Origin of the sequence: Pseudomonas sp. TH39(2020) (assembly GCF_016650715.1) — a bacterium.
Taxonomy (GTDB): domain Bacteria; phylum Pseudomonadota; class Gammaproteobacteria; order Pseudomonadales; family Pseudomonadaceae; genus Aquipseudomonas; species Aquipseudomonas mandelii_C.
On sequence record NZ_JAEKFF010000006.1, the window covers coordinates 1 to 13,391 of the forward strand.

General features: G+C 59.3%; 15 protein-coding genes and 1 pseudogene. 4 read left to right on the forward strand and 12 right to left on the reverse strand.

Annotated features, from left to right (window positions below):
• Positions 1–168 (forward strand): annotated as a pseudogene (locus JFU47_RS33090) (GntR family transcriptional regulator); the annotation flags it as partial.
• Positions 169–225: 57 nt separating this feature from the next.
• On the opposite strand, the gene JFU47_RS07830 reads toward JFU47_RS33090, so the two are convergent.
• A complete protein-coding gene (locus tag JFU47_RS07830) occupies positions 226–1,143 on the reverse strand; it encodes a LysR family transcriptional regulator (protein WP_201182321.1) in 918 nt (305 codons plus the stop codon).
• A gap of 111 nt (positions 1,144–1,254) precedes the next feature.
• Between JFU47_RS07830 and gcl the strand changes: the two genes are divergently transcribed.
• The 3 genes from gcl to JFU47_RS07845 are packed head-to-tail and all read left to right on the forward strand — an operon-like array spanning position 1,255 to position 4,768.
• Positions 1,255–3,030, forward strand: a complete 1,776-nt coding sequence (gcl, locus tag JFU47_RS07835) for a glyoxylate carboligase (protein ID WP_201182323.1) — start codon at positions 1,255–1,257, stop codon at positions 3,028–3,030.
• Between the two features lie 50 nt (positions 3,031–3,080).
• Positions 3,081–3,863 carry a hydroxypyruvate isomerase gene (gene hyi, locus JFU47_RS07840; protein WP_201182325.1) on the forward strand — a complete coding sequence of 261 codons (783 nt, stop codon included), beginning with the start codon at positions 3,081–3,083 and terminating at the stop codon, positions 3,861–3,863.
• Positions 3,864–3,877: 14 nt separating this feature from the next.
• The gene (locus JFU47_RS07845; protein ID WP_201182327.1) at positions 3,878–4,768 is read left to right on the forward strand and encodes a 2-hydroxy-3-oxopropionate reductase; all 891 of its coding nucleotides are present in this window, start codon (positions 3,878–3,880) and stop codon (positions 4,766–4,768) included.
• A gap of 12 nt (positions 4,769–4,780) precedes the next feature.
• On the opposite strand, the gene phnP is transcribed toward JFU47_RS07845, so the two are convergent.
• Genes phnP through phnE form a run of 11 tightly spaced genes read right to left on the reverse strand, consistent with a single transcriptional unit; the run spans position 4,781 to position 13,303 of the window.
• Positions 4,781–5,530, reverse strand: coding sequence for a phosphonate metabolism protein PhnP (gene phnP, locus JFU47_RS07850; protein WP_201185169.1), 750 nt, complete (start codon positions 5,528–5,530; stop codon positions 4,781–4,783).
• Entirely contained in the window at positions 5,521–6,090 is a 570-nt protein-coding gene (gene phnN, locus JFU47_RS07855; protein WP_201182330.1) for a phosphonate metabolism protein/1,5-bisphosphokinase (PRPP-forming) PhnN, read from the reverse strand. The genes phnP and phnN overlap by 10 nt, the downstream gene beginning before the upstream one ends.
• Positions 6,090–7,235 carry an alpha-D-ribose 1-methylphosphonate 5-triphosphate diphosphatase gene (locus JFU47_RS07860; RefSeq protein WP_201182332.1) on the reverse strand — a complete coding sequence of 382 codons (1,146 nt, stop codon included), beginning with the start codon at positions 7,233–7,235 and terminating at the stop codon, positions 6,090–6,092. The genes phnN and JFU47_RS07860 overlap by 1 nt, the downstream gene beginning before the upstream one ends.
• A complete protein-coding gene (gene phnL / locus JFU47_RS07865; RefSeq protein WP_201182334.1) occupies positions 7,225–7,944 on the reverse strand; it encodes a phosphonate C-P lyase system protein PhnL in 720 nt (239 codons plus the stop codon). Before phnL ends, JFU47_RS07860 begins: the two co-directional genes overlap by 11 nt.
• Positions 7,945–7,972: 28 nt before the next feature.
• Positions 7,973–8,782 (reverse strand): phosphonate C-P lyase system protein PhnK, encoded by an 810-nt coding sequence (phnK, locus tag JFU47_RS07870; protein WP_201182336.1) that lies wholly within the window; start codon positions 8,780–8,782, stop codon positions 7,973–7,975.
• The gene (locus tag JFU47_RS07875; protein WP_201182338.1) at positions 8,779–9,651 is read right to left on the reverse strand and encodes an alpha-D-ribose 1-methylphosphonate 5-phosphate C-P-lyase PhnJ; all 873 of its coding nucleotides are present in this window, start codon (positions 9,649–9,651) and stop codon (positions 8,779–8,781) included. Before JFU47_RS07875 ends, phnK begins: the two co-directional genes overlap by 4 nt.
• Positions 9,644–10,720: a carbon-phosphorus lyase complex subunit PhnI gene (locus JFU47_RS07880; protein ID WP_201182340.1), complete on the reverse strand. Its 1,077-nt coding sequence runs from the start codon at positions 10,718–10,720 to the stop codon at positions 9,644–9,646. The genes JFU47_RS07875 and JFU47_RS07880 overlap by 8 nt, the downstream gene beginning before the upstream one ends.
• Positions 10,720–11,319: a phosphonate C-P lyase system protein PhnH gene (phnH, locus tag JFU47_RS07885; RefSeq protein WP_201182342.1), complete on the reverse strand. Its 600-nt coding sequence runs from the start codon at positions 11,317–11,319 to the stop codon at positions 10,720–10,722. The genes JFU47_RS07880 and phnH overlap by 1 nt, the downstream gene beginning before the upstream one ends.
• On the reverse strand, positions 11,319–11,765 hold the full coding sequence (phnG, locus tag JFU47_RS07890; protein WP_201182344.1) for a phosphonate C-P lyase system protein PhnG: 447 nt from the start codon (positions 11,763–11,765) through the stop codon (positions 11,319–11,321). Before phnG ends, phnH begins: the two co-directional genes overlap by 1 nt.
• 14 nt (positions 11,766–11,779) lie before the next feature.
• Entirely contained in the window at positions 11,780–12,484 is a 705-nt protein-coding gene (gene phnF / locus JFU47_RS07895; RefSeq protein WP_201182346.1) for a phosphonate metabolism transcriptional regulator PhnF, read from the reverse strand.
• A 36-nt stretch (positions 12,485–12,520) separates the two neighbouring features.
• Entirely contained in the window at positions 12,521–13,303 is a 783-nt protein-coding gene (phnE, locus tag JFU47_RS07900; RefSeq protein ID WP_201182348.1) for a phosphonate ABC transporter, permease protein PhnE, read from the reverse strand.
• Positions 13,304–13,391: the final 88 nt, after the last annotated feature.

Consider the following 13,391-nt stretch of genomic DNA (forward strand, 5'->3'; position numbering starts at 1 on the left):
CCGAATCTACATGAGCTGGCGTTGCCACGGCATAAGGCGATTCTAACGGCTATCGAAAACCGCGATGCGTTGGGTGCGCAACATGCGACGTTGGTGCAGCTCGATGATGCGCAAAGCGCGTTGAGAGTGGTGTTGGTTCCTGACGAAGCAATGGCCTTGTCGCTCTAGCTCTATGTCCACATCACCTAGCAACGGTGGATGTGGGTCGGATCAGACGCAGAACACTCAAAGCGGATGTGGCTTTTCCCAGTAATCGGCTGAATTATATAAAGTTTTAAGATACTCGATAAAAAAACGTACTTTGGCTGGTAAATAGCGTTGCTGGGGGTACACCGCCTGAATGTTGTAATTGGGCAAAGCAAATTCATCTAGAACCGTTACCAGTTCACCCCGCTTGAGCTCTCCTTGAATTTCCCACGTTGAACGCCAACCAATACCAAGCCCCTGACGTATCCAGGCGAAAAGCAATTCACCGTCGTTGCAAGCAACGTTACCACTGACTTTCATCGCTATCTGTCGGCCATCGCGCAAGAACGTCCAGCCCCGTTGCTGGCCACCCTGAAGGTTGAAGGCCAAGCAATTGTGCTGTGCCAACTCCTCCAGCGTTTGCGGTGCACCATGCTTGGCGAAATAGTCTGGCGTCCCGCAAACCACCCTCCAATTGGGGAACAGCTTGATCGCCACGTAGTTGGGGTCAGTGACTTCTCCGATACGAATACTCATATCGTACCCCTCGCTGACCAGATCAATCACGCTGTCCGTAAAGTTGAAGGATAACTTGAGATCTGGAAAACGCTGCTGGAAGGCATAGACATGAGGGGCAATATGCTGTCGTCCAAAAGCAGCCGGAGCGGACACCACCAAGTGGCCGCTGACGGTGGTGCTTCTGTTGCTGATGCTTGACTCGACCTCGTCGAATTCGCGCATCAGATGCTTGGCCCCTTCCAGTAACTGCTCTCCCGCCTCAGTCAACTTCAAGCCTCGCGTGGAGCGATGCATCAACTTAACGCCCAAGCGTTTTTCTAGCGCATCAAGTCGTCGACCAAGGATGGCTGGCGTCACTCCCTCATTCAGAGCAGCAGCGGCAAAGCTGCCCTTATGGGCGACCTGAACAAAACTGTGGAGCTCGGTATAACGACCCATCGATACCTCATGTATCGGCAGAAACCGATTTATGACTGTTCAACTCAATAATAACCTCCTGCATGCTGAGATCCGTCAATAAAAATACCGACCAGCCTGAAGGAGGCAACAATGGCCAAAATGAGAGCAATCGAGGCTGCCGTATTGGTGATGCGTCGCGAAGGTGTTGACACTGCTTTTGGCATTCCCGGTGCAGCCATCAACCCGCTGTACGCTGCACTGAAAAAAATCGGCGGTGTTGACCACATTTTGGCACGTCATGTGGAAGGAGCCTCCCACATGGCTGAAGGTTACACGCGCACCAACGCAGGAAATATCGGCGTCTGCATCGGCACCTCTGGCCCCGCGGGTACCGACATGGTCACCGGTTTGTACTCAGCGTCCGCCGACTCCATTCCCATCCTCTGCATCACTGGTCAAGCGCCCCGTGCCCGGATGCACAAGGAAGACTTCCAGGCAGTCGATATCACCAGTATCGTCAAACCTGTCACCAAGTGGGCAACCACCGTGATGGAACCTGGCCAGGTACCTTATGCCTTCCAGAAAGCCTTCTATGAGATGCGCTCCGGTCGCCCAGGTCCTGTACTGATCGATTTACCATTCGACGTACAGATGGCAGAGATCGAGTTTGATATTGATGTTTATGAACCACTGCCATTGACCCGCCCTTCCGCTACTCGGGTTCAGGCCGAAAAGGCACTGGCAATGCTCAACGATGCTGAGCGCCCGCTAATCGTTTCTGGTGGTGGCGTAATCAATGCCGATGCCAGTGCCAAGCTTGTGGAGTTCGCGGAGCTTACCGGTGTACCTGTGGTTCCTACTCTGATGGGCTGGGGAACAATTCCGGACGACCACAAGTTGATGGTTGGCATGGTCGGCTTACAGACCTCGCATCGCTACGGCAACGCCACCTTACTCGCGTCTGACTTGGTGTTCGGTATTGGTAATCGCTGGGCCAACCGTCACACTGGTTCAGTCGATGTGTACACCGAAGGTCGACGCTTCATTCACGTCGACATCGAACCCACTCAGATCGGCCGAGTGTTCACCCCAGACTTGGGTATCGTTTCAGATGCCGGTGCCGCCCTGGACATGTTCTTGACTGTGGCTCGTGAATGGAAAGCCGCTGGCAAACTGAAAGATCGCAACGCGTGGGTAAATTCTTGCCGTGACCGCAAGCGCACTCTTCAACGCAAAACTCATTTTGATAACGTGCCGATCAAGCCTCAGCGCGTTTACGAAGAAATGAATGAGTTCTTCGGCAAAGACACCTGCTACGTCAGCACCATTGGCTTGTCGCAGATTGCGGGCGCGCAGTTCCTGCATGTCTACAAGCCGCGGCACTGGATCAACTGTGGCCAGGCTGGCCCACTGGGCTGGACTATTCCTGCGGCATTGGGTGTGGTCAAAGCCGATCCAACCCGCCAAGTTGTAGCACTGTCTGGCGACTATGATTTCCAGTTCATGATCGAGGAATTGGCAGTCGGCGCTCAGTTCAACCTGCCATACATCCATGTCCTGGTGAACAACTCCTACTTGGGATTGATCCGCCAGGCACAGCGCAACTTTGACATCGATTTCTGTGTGCAGCTTTCGTTCGACAATATCAACGCTCCAGAGCTGAACGGCTACGGCGTCGATCATGTGGCAGTCGTTGAGGGACTGGGATGCAAGGCCATTCGCGTGCGCGATCCAAATGACTTGCAGGCCGCATTTGCTCACGCCAGGGAACTCATGCACCAGCATCGCGTGCCCGTGGTTGTGGAAATCATTCTTGAACGCGTGACCAACATCTCCATGGGTATCGAGATCAACGCAATTAACGAGTTCGAGGATTTGGCGCTGAGCGATACCGATGCACCGACTTCCATTTTGCCATTGAATTAACTCTTCCCCCCTCCCCTGACTTTATCCAGACCATGACACAGGAGCATTCCATGCCCCGATTTGCAGCCAACCTATCCATGTTGTTCACGGAAGTGGATTTTCTGGATCGTTTCGCCGCCGCCGCAGAAGCCGGCTTCACCGGTATTGAGTACTTGTTCCCTTACGATTTCAGCTCCGCCGAAATCAAGGAGAGACTCGAGAGCAACGGCCTTACCCAAGTGCTTTTCAATTTGCCCGCGGGGAAATGGGCCAAGGGAGAGCGCGGCATCGCCTGCCATCCCGACCGCGTCGAAGAGTTCCGAGCTGGCGTCGATTTGGCCATCGCTTACGCGCAAGTGTTGGGCAATAAGCAACTCAACTGCCTGGCTGGTATCCGCCCTCATGGTGTGGACTCCAGAACAATCGAAAGCACCTTCGTGACCAATCTCAAATATGCCGCTGACAAGCTGGAAACCGTGGGCATCAAACTTGTGATGGAAGCCATTAACACGCTGGATATTCCAGACTTCTATTTGAACAACACACAGCAGGGACTCGACATCAGGAAAAAGGTGGGCAGTGCCAATCTTTTCCTGCAGTACGACATCTACCACATGCAGATTATGGAAGGCGACCTGGCCCGTACCATGTCCACTTATCTGGATGAAATTAACCACATCCAGCTCGCTGACAATCCGGGCCGCAATGAACCTGGCACCGGCGAAATCAACTATCACTTCCTGTTCCAACTCCTGGACCGAATTGGCTATCAGGGCTGGGTAGGTTGTGAATACAAGCCAGCTACCACCACCCTTGCCGGCCTCGGCTGGCTGAAAACCCATAACGTGATCTAACGGAGATTTTACATATGGCCAACATCGGATTTATTGGCACCGGCATCATGGGCAAGCCTATGGCTCAGAACCTGCAGAAAGCCGGTCACAAACTCTTCTTCTCTGAACACCACAATAAAATGCCCGCCGACCTGCTGGGTGAAAACGGGATTGGCCTGGCCACCCCAAAAGAAGTCGCCCAAGAAGCCGAATTCGTCATCATCATGGTGCCGGATACCCCCCAGGTTGAAGATGTACTGCTACGCGAGAAAGGCGTTGTAGAAGGCGTAGGTGCGGGCAAGGTAGTTATCGACATGAGCTCGATCTCTCCTTCCGCCACCAAAGTCTTCGCCGAGAAGATCAAAGCAACTGGGGCCACTTATCTGGATGCCCCGGTTTCCGGCGGCGAGGTCGGTGCGAAAGCCGCAACGCTGAGTATCATGGTCGGCGGTGAAAAACACGCCTTTGAGCGCGCTTTACCGCTGTTCCAGGCCATGGGCAAGAACATCACTCATGTTGGAGGCAATGGCGATGGTCAGACCGCTAAGGTCGCCAATCAGATCATCGTTGCGCTGAATATCCAGGCCGTAGCCGAAGCTCTGCTATTCGCCGCCAAAAACGGCGCTGATCCGGCCAAAGTACGTGAAGCATTGATGGGTGGCTTTGCTTCCTCGAAAATTCTTGAGGTGCACGGTGAGCGCATGATCAAAGGCACCTTCGATCCAGGCTTCCGCGTCAGCCTGCATCAGAAGGATCTCAATCTGGCTCTCTCGGGAGCTCGGGAGCTGGCCCTGAATCTGCCCAACACAGCCAACGCACAACAGGTGTTCAGCACCTGTGCCGCGCTGGGTGGCAGCAACTGGGATCATTCGGCGCTAATCAAAGGTCTCGAACACATGGCCAACTTCTCAATTCGTGAGCAGTGAACTCGTAAAGGTCTAAAGCATGCACCCATCACAACCAACCCTGACATTCCCCGGCAACTCGCTGCGATGCTCAAGTAACCAGTCATCCAACGTATGCCCGATATGCGTCAACACTGCCAACTCCGGTTGCAGGTCCTCAACGCAACGCAACGCAAGATTCAGATCGTTGTGATTACGCGGAGCCTGAGGTTGCGGCGGCATCGAACAGTCGAGTACCAGCACATCAAGGGGAGCGCGTTGCAGCCATTGCGTGGTGGCCGGCGGCAAACCCACGGTGTCGGTCAGATAAGCGATACGCCGTCCCTCTCCCTCCAACAAGTAACCAAGCGTCGGTCTTGAATGTTGCAGCGGTAACGCCGTCATGCTGAGCGTGCCGAACTGCCGGGTTTCAAAGGCGTCGAAAGGCTGGCTGAAATCGAGTATCCCTGGATGCTTGTAGAGGTCGGCCAGGCCTTCCGGGTCCACCGGACCATGCACCGGAATCACCAGCCCCTGACCCCAACGCAAATGCAGCAAACCCTGGGCGTGATCGGCGTGGTAGTGGGTCTGGAAAATACCGTTGAAGCTGCGCGGCGGGAAGCGTTCGGTCAGGTCGGACAGGCCGCTGTCGATCAACCAGCGCTGATCGCCGCATTCGATCAACGCGCTGCACGGACGACGTCTCAGGCGTTCATCGTTGCGAGCCAGGTCGCAGGCCGCGCATTCGCAGCCGTAGACCGGCACCTGTCGGGCGTCACCGGTGCCCAGCAAGGTCAGGCGCATACGGGTTGCCCGTCGACGCAGGCCAGCAAACATTCGACCGTGCGCTCCAGCGGCCCGGAGTTGTCGATCACACACAACGCCGGATCGTGTTCGGCGAGCACGCGGTTGCTGAAACAGGCATTGCGCGCCAGCCGATCATTAATCTCGGCGACCGTTTCACGCCCCCGTGCCAACAAGCGCTGGCGCAATACAGCCTGATCGACCGTCAGCAACAGCACGAGCACGTTTGGATAGCGCAAGCGGGTCTGCGGCAGATAACCGCGAGACCCATTGACCAGCACATCCTGCCCCGCCGCCAGCCAATCGTCGATCTCCCGTGGGATCCCATAGGACAAACAATTGGCATGCCAGCTCAGGGCAAATGCGCCCTGAGCCTCCCTCTCCGCGAACTGTTGCGCACTGACGCCTTGTGCCACTTCCCCCACCGCTTCCGCCGAGCGGGTGATGACCCGCCGCACGATATGACAATCGCGTTCGGCCAACCGCGCTCGTGCGCCATCCAGCAAGCTGTCCTTGCCCGAACCTGAAGCTCCGATGAGATAAATCAACCTGCCCGCCATCAAAACACCCTCTTCGCTTGTCGCCAGACTTGTTGAACCACCGGCAACCCCTCCTGGGTCCTGGCTTGCACCAGATCCGCCCGTAAACCGACAGCAATCTCGCCGCGATCACTCAACCCCGCCGCTCTGGCCGGCGCCAGGGTGACCATGCGCACAGCCTCGGCCAAGTCGCACTGATTGGCCTGGGCCGCCAGTGAAAACGCCGCTTGCAGCAGGCTGGCCGGGTAGTAATCACTGGACAGGATGTCCAGCAGCCCTTCAGCGGCCAGATCAGCAGCGGCCACATTCCCCGAATGGGAACCGCCGCGCACAACGTTCGGTGCGCCCATCAGCACTTTCATGCCTAACTGCTGACAGCCGCGCGCCGCCTCAAGGGTGGTGGGGAACTCGGCAATGGACATGCCATAGCCCGCTGACTCTTCGACGTGAGCCAGGGTCGCGTCGTCATGGCTGGCCACCGACAGGCCGAGGGCCAGGCAGTGCTCCACGATCGCCGCGCGATGGCGGGCACTGTATTCACGGGAGTTGGCCATCTGCAACACGACGAATTCATCCATTTGCGTAGTCGTCAGATTGTATTTGCCCATGTAGTACTCGCGGTACTTGGACTCCAGGACGAATTGACGTTGACCCGGCGAGTGGTCCATCACCGACACCAGTTGCACCAGGGGATGTTCGACCAGGTCGCGGAACACACTCAACGTGTCCGGGTGGCAAAGTTCACAACGCAGGTGCAGTCGGTGTTCGGCACGGGTCAGTCCGGCATCGGAAGCGCTAGAGATCGCCTCAAGCATCCCCGGCAATTTCTTCATGCGATTGCCTTTGGGATTAACATCACCGATGGACACGGCGTCAAACACCGTGGTGATGCCGGCCGCGATGATCTGCGCATCGTGACTGAGCACCGCCGAGGTCGACGGCCAGTCCACGCCGGGGCGCGGGGTCATGTGTTTTTCCAGGTTGTCGGTGTGCAACTCCACGAGGCCCGGCAGCAGGAAATCACCGTTGAGGTCTTGGGCCTGAGGCAAGCGACTTGGCCCTTCGGCGACATCGGCGATCAACCCGTCGCGCAGCACCACGGTGCCGAGGAACACACGGTCAGCGGTGACCACTCGGGCATTGCTGAGGATCTGTTCAGCGGACATCGGCGTATTCCTCGTGGTTCACAGCGGCTGGGGTCATGTCGAGATGGCGATCGGCAACCGCCTCGCGAGCGGTGCGGTCGTGGAAGATGCCGATCAGTGCGGCGCCTGCCGCTTTCGCTTCGTTCATCAGCTCCAGCACCACCTGGCGATTGGTGTCGTCCAGGGAGGCCGTCGGTTCGTCGAGCAGCATCACCGGCCAGGGCACCATAAAGCCGCGGGCGATGTTGACTCGCTGCTGCTCGCCACCGGAGAAAGTGCCGGGTGCCAGCTGCCAAAGGCGTTGCGGAATGTTCAGACGGCTGAGCAGGAGCTCGGCACGTGATTGCGCCAGACTTCTCTTCCAGCCACGGGCCAGCGCCGCCTCCATCACCACATCCAGACACGCTACCCGCGGGATCACCCGCAGGAACTGACTGACATAACCCAGGGTTCGCTGGCGCACCTGCAGAATGTCACAGGGCTCGGCGCCCACCAGCTCCAGCCAGTGGCCGTCATGCTGTACGCGGATGCTGCCGCCGGCTGGCAGGTAATTGCCATACAGCGTGCGCAGCAAGGTGCTTTTACCGGCACCGGACTGACCATGCAGCACCAGGCATTCACCGGCCGCCACGCTGAAATCCACCCCGCGCAGCACGTTCAGGACCACGCCGTGCTGTTGATGCAGGGTGAAGGTTTTCGAGAGGTCACGGACCTCGATCAAGGTATTCATCGCTCGGACTCCACAGATAAACGGGACTTCACGGCTGCAACACCGAAGACACCAGCAGTTGTGAGTAAGGGTGTTGTGGATCGTCGAGAATCTGGTCGGTCAGGCCGGTTTCCACCACCCGCGAGCGGCGCATCACCATCAGTCGATCGGCCAGCAGACGCGCCACCGCCAGGTCGTGCGTAACGATCACCACCGCCAGGTCCAGCTCGCGCACCAACCCACGCAACAGGTCGAGCAACCGAGCTTGCACCGACACATCGAGTCCCCCCGTCGGTTCGTCCATGAACACCAACCGCGGGCTCGACACCAGATTGCGGGCGATTTGCAGCCGTTGTTGCATGCCGCCGGAGAAGGTCCGGGGCAAGTCGTCGATGCGCAGCGGATCGATTTCCACCTGGCTCAGCCAGTCGATCCCTGCCCCGCGCAGCTGCTGGTAATTGCGTACGCCCTGGGCCATCAGGCGCTCGCCGATGTTGGCGCCGGCCGAAACGCCCATGCGCAAACCGTCGCGAGGATTCTGTTCGACGAAACCCCACTCGGTGCGTAGCAAGGTCCGGCGCTCGGCTTCGCTGGCGCTGTACAGGTCGAGCCATTGGCCCTGTTTGTCGCGGTAACCGATGCTGCCGCGCTGGGGCGGCAGGCGGCCGCTGAGCAACGAGAGCAAGGTCGATTTGCCCGAACCGGACTCGCCGACAATCCCCAGCACCTCACCGGGATACAGGTCAAAACTGACGCCCTGGCAGCCCTTCTCCAAGCCGTACAACAACGACAGGTCGCGCACTCGCAGCAAGGGCTCAGCGGTGGCGGCGGACAGTTTATTTTTCAGTGCCTGGTTCATTGGCCCTGCTCCTGCTGGCTGACGCGCTGGGCGCAGTAATAAGTGTCGGAACACACAAAACTCTGGGTTCCGGCGTCGTCGATGATCAGCTCGTCGAGGAAGGACTCGTGGCTGCCGCAAATGGCGCAGGACTCGTCCCACTTCTGCACTTCGAAGGGGTGATCCTCAAAGTCGAGACTGGTGACTTTTGTGTACGGCGGCACGGCATACAAACGCTTTTCACGACCCGCGCCGAACAGCATCAGCGCCGGACTCATATCGAGTTTCGGGTTGTCGAATTTGGGAATCGGCGACGGGTCCATCACGTAGCGCTCGTCCACCATCACCGGGTAGGCGTAGGCGGTGGCGATGTGGCCGAAGGTGGCGATGTCCTCGTAGAGCTTGACGTGCATCACCCCGTAATCATTGAGGGCGTGCATGGTCCGGGTCTCGGTTTCCGAAGGTTCGATAAAGCGCAGCGGCTCGGGGATCGGCACCTGATACACCATGATCTGATCGGCGTGCAGCGGCGTTTCCGGGATGCGGTGACGGGTCTGGATCACCGTCGCGTCCGGGGTATTTTCGGTGGTTGCGACGCCAGCGGTCCGGGCGAAAAAGCGACGGATCGACACGGCGTTGGTGGTGTCGTCCGCGCCCTGGTCGATGACCTTGAGCACGTCTTCAGCACCGAGAATCGCTGCGGTCAGTTGCATGCCACCGGTGCCCCAGCCGTAAGGCAGCGGCATCTCGCGCCCACCGAACGGCACTTGATAACCGGGGATGGCCACTGCCTTGAGCAAGGCGCGGCGGATCATGCGTTTGGTCTGCTCATCAAGGTAGGCAAAGTTGTACGCCGCATCGCGCACTGGCGCCTGAGTCAGGTCATTCATGGCTGTGGCCCTCGGCCGGCTTGCGCAGTTTGCGGATCAGTTCCAGTTCGGCCTGGAAATCCACGTAGTGAGGTAATTTCAAGTGCGAGACAAAACCGGCAGCCTCGACGTTGTCGCAGTGCATCAGCACGAATTCCTCCTGTTGCGCCGGGGACACGATCTCTTCGTTGAACTCCTCGGCCCTCAGTGCGCGGTCGACCAGTGCCATGCCCATGGCCTTGCGCTCGGCGTGGCCGAAGGCCAGACCGTAGCCGCGCGTAAACTGCGCCAGCTCGGTGGCAGAGCCGACGAACTGGTTAACCATCTCGCACTCGGTCACTTCGATGCTGCCCAAAGCGATGGGGAAGCCCAACTCTTCGGGATCGATCCAAACCTCCACTTCACCGATGCGAATCTCCCCGGCGAACGGGTGGTTGCGGCCATAACCGCGCTGGGTGGAATAACCCAGTGCCAGCAGAAAACCTTCATCGCCACGCGCCAGCGCCTGCAAGCGTTGGGCACGGCTGGCGGGCAGCTCCAATGGGTCGCGGGTGATATCCGCCACTGTTTCGCCGTTGTCGGACTCGTTCTTGATCAAACCTTCCTTGGCCAGCAAACCCAGGACCCGTGGGCAAGGTTCGAGGCTGGCGTTCGGGGTGGTTTGCGGTCCCGGGTATTCGCCTTCGGCGAGCAATGCAAAGTCGAGCAGACGATGGGTGTAATCGAAGGTTGGTCCCAGCAGCTGCCCGCCCGGCACGTCCTTGAACGTGGCGGACAAACGCCGGCTGAGTTGCATGCTTGACGTGTCGATCGGCAGGCTCGGGCTGAAACGCGGCAACGTGGTGCGATAGGCCCGCAGCAGGAAGATCGCTTCGACCAGATCGCCCGCCGCTTGCTTGATCGCCAGCGAGGCCAGTTCTTCGTCGTACAGCGAGCCTTCGCTCATTACCCGTGCCACCGCCAGCGGCAGTTGCTGACGGATTTGCTCGACGCTCAGCTCAGTGACCGAGGTATCGCCCCGGCGTTTTTTCGCCAGCAGACGGTGGGCATTGTCGATGGCCTGTTCGCCACCCTTGACGGCTACGTACATCAGACAAGCTCCTGTGCTGTGCGGGCGACCCGCGTGCTGCGTGGCAGGCCGATAAAGTCGTGACCGGTGGTGAAAAACAGATCCAGCCCGCGAGGGAATTCGTTGCGCTGTTCGCGCTCGCGCCAGAAACCGTCGGTCAGAGGCAGACTGACCTGATGCTCGGTCTCGATCCCCGGTCCGCACCAGGCCAGCCCTGCCCCGCCGTCGAGGCTCGGCAGCTGAACCAGCAAGGTGCAGGATTGATCGGGGTAACGGTCATTACCATGGTCGAAGCCGCTGAGGTCGAGCAGGTCCTCGGCACCCAGCAAGGCAAAACGCGCGGCTTCCCGATGCGGTGTCAGTGGGCAGCCGCAGTGGAACGCCAGGTTGGCGCGGATCGCCGGTGTGTCGAAAGACGGCGCCAGCCACAGCGGCGTGTCGACATCCAGCAGCGCCAGGCACAACGCATAGGTGGCTGACGCCAGCCCTTCGAGGCTTGGGGTGGCGTGCAAGTTCTGAATCAATCCGGGATCGGCCAGCGCTTTGAGCGCAGCGCGAAAACTGCGCTGGGCATCCAGCACCGGGTCGGTAAACGCCGGTTGCAACAACGGTGCGCTCATCAGTTTTCTCCTCGCACGAGGGTGAAAAATTCAACTTTGGTGGCGGCGGTTTCCGCCTCTTTCTGCGCCCGGCGTTGTGCCTGAGCGTTGGCCAGCGGCGTGATCACGTCATCGAGCCAATGGCGCTGTTGCGCGCCCTGCAAATGCGCGTCGGCCAGGGCCGCCAATTCCGCGTGGGCCTTGTCGCGACCCGCTAGGTAGCTGTAGCCGGTACGGCCATCGGCCAGGCGCACCACGCAACGGGTTACGCTCATTTCGCCGACGTTGAACGGCGCACCGTTGCCACCCATGCGGCCACGGACCAGGGTCATGCCGATTTCAGGGGCACGGATCAGTTGGTACTCGACGTCGCGCAGCGCGGCTTCATGGGGCTGCAATTCGCTGTGACGGGCGCAGGCCAGCACGCCGATCCAGTGCTGCCGCGCAGAGTAAGGAGCAGGGTTCATCGGTAAGTTCTCCATCAGGTGACGACCTGGTACTGGAAGCGATCCGAACGGCTGGTGGACTGGGCCAGCTCCACCGGGCGGCCGTCGCGGTCGCGGGAAAGGGTGAACACACTCAGCGCCGGCAAATGCCGGGGCATCATCAGCAACGCGGCTTCTTCGCGGCTGGGCAAACGGGCGCCGATCAGGCTCAGGGTCCGGGTCAGCGGCATGTCCCGTTCACTCAGGTACTGGCGCAATGAGCCGCCGGTGTAGTCCGCCAGCATCGGCGCATGGCTGGCACAGTAGCGATGGCGGATCAGGCTGACCGGTTGGTGATCGAGTTTGCGCAAGGTCTGCAGTTCGATCATCGGCGCCATCTCGGCAAGACCGAGGTGTTGCGCCTCTTCACGGCTGGCGAAGCAGTAACGACGCTTGAGCAGCACCGCCTCGACGCCCAGGCCTTGGGCCGACAACGACTGGCTGTAGGCACTGTCGGCGGCCATTGGATAAATCAGCGGCCGTTCCAGCACCTGCGTGCCTTTGCCCTGGCGGCGCAACAGACTGCCTTCGAACACGAGCTCTTCGATGGCGCGGCGCAACGTATGGCGGTTGACCCCGAAGCGCTCTGCCAACTGCACCTCCGCCGGCAGAAAATCCCCGGCCTGATAATCGGCCAGCTCACGACGCAGGATGTCGGCCAATTCGCGGTACACCGGCTCATCTTGTCTAGACAACTGCATGCTTAAAAAAAGCGCCCAAGGGCACCCCTCCGAAATTCAGATGAACTGCTTGCGCAGGCGTTGCGACAAGATATCGATCAGGCTGACCACCACGATGATCACCAGCAGCACCGCGCAGGTCTGCACGAACTGGAATGCGCGGATGTTCTCCCAGAGAATCACCCCGATCCCACCGGCACCGACCATTCCCACCACCGTCGCCGAACGCACGTTGGCCTCGAAGCGGTACAGCGCGTACGACACCCACAGCGGCATCACTTGCGGAATGATCCCGTAGATCACTTCTTGCAAGGCACTGGCACCGGTGGCGCGAACACCTTCAACCGGGCCCGGGTCGATCGCCTCGACCGCTTCGGCGAACAGCTTGGCAAGCACGCCGGTGGTGCTGATCCACAGCGCCAGAACCCCGGCAAACGGCCCCAACCCGACGGCCACCACGAACAACATGGCGAAGACCATTTCGTTGATCGAACGGAAAGCGTCCATCACCCGACGCAGCGGCTGGTGAATCCACCAGGGTGTGATGTTTTCCGAGCAGAGAATCCCCAGGGGTATCGAGCAGACAATCGCCAATACCGTGCCCCAGAGGGCGATTTGTACGGTGACAATCATTTCCTTGAGGTACGAGCGCCATTCATGGAAGTCCGGCGGGAAGAAATCAGCGGCGAAAGTCGCCATGTTTCCGGAGTCGCGATACAGCGCCATCGGGTTCATCTCGGCGCCGTGCCAGGCCCAAGCCAGCAGGACCAGAAACAGGCCCCAACCGGCGTACTGCGGCCAGGGGCGCTTGCCGACAGCTTCAGCGTGCAGAGTGGTCATAAGGTTTCTCTAAAAAAGCGGTTTGACGAGGCGCGGCACATGAGTAATGCCTTGTGCAAAAAACTGTGGGAGCGAGCCTGCTCGCGAT

Excerpts from the sequence above, each read along its gene's own strand:
- JFU47_RS07880 (WP_201182340.1), bottom strand. The coding sequence starts at position 10,720 with ATGTACGTAGCCGTCAAGGGTGGCGAACAGGCCATCGACAATGCCCAC.
- gcl (WP_201182323.1), top strand. The coding sequence starts at position 1,255 with ATGGCCAAAATGAGAGCAATCGAGGCTGCCGTATTGGTGATGCGTCGC.
- JFU47_RS07845 (WP_201182327.1), top strand. The coding sequence starts at position 3,878 with ATGGCCAACATCGGATTTATTGGCACCGGCATCATGGGCAAGCCTATG.
- phnK (WP_201182336.1), bottom strand. The coding sequence starts at position 8,782 with ATGAACCAGGCACTGAAAAATAAACTGTCCGCCGCCACCGCTGAGCCC.
- JFU47_RS07830 (WP_201182321.1), bottom strand. The coding sequence starts at position 1,143 with ATGGGTCGTTATACCGAGCTCCACAGTTTTGTTCAGGTCGCCCATAAG.
- phnG (WP_201182344.1), bottom strand. The coding sequence starts at position 11,765 with ATGAACCCTGCTCCTTACTCTGCGCGGCAGCACTGGATCGGCGTGCTG.
- phnL (WP_201182334.1), bottom strand. The coding sequence starts at position 7,944 with ATGAATACCTTGATCGAGGTCCGTGACCTCTCGAAAACCTTCACCCTG.
- phnE (WP_201182348.1), bottom strand. The coding sequence starts at position 13,303 with ATGACCACTCTGCACGCTGAAGCTGTCGGCAAGCGCCCCTGGCCGCAG.
- hyi (WP_201182325.1), top strand. The coding sequence starts at position 3,081 with ATGCCCCGATTTGCAGCCAACCTATCCATGTTGTTCACGGAAGTGGAT.
- phnH (WP_201182342.1), bottom strand. The coding sequence starts at position 11,319 with ATGAGCGCACCGTTGTTGCAACCGGCGTTTACCGACCCGGTGCTGGAT.
- JFU47_RS07860 (WP_201182332.1), bottom strand. The coding sequence starts at position 7,235 with ATGTCCGCTGAACAGATCCTCAGCAATGCCCGAGTGGTCACCGCTGAC.
- JFU47_RS07875 (WP_201182338.1), bottom strand. The coding sequence starts at position 9,651 with ATGAATGACCTGACTCAGGCGCCAGTGCGCGATGCGGCGTACAACTTT.
- phnP (WP_201185169.1), bottom strand. The coding sequence starts at position 5,530 with ATGCGCCTGACCTTGCTGGGCACCGGTGACGCCCGACAGGTGCCGGTC.
- phnN (WP_201182330.1), bottom strand. The coding sequence starts at position 6,090 with ATGGCGGGCAGGTTGATTTATCTCATCGGAGCTTCAGGTTCGGGCAAG.
- phnF (WP_201182346.1), bottom strand. The coding sequence starts at position 12,484 with ATGCAGTTGTCTAGACAAGATGAGCCGGTGTACCGCGAATTGGCCGAC.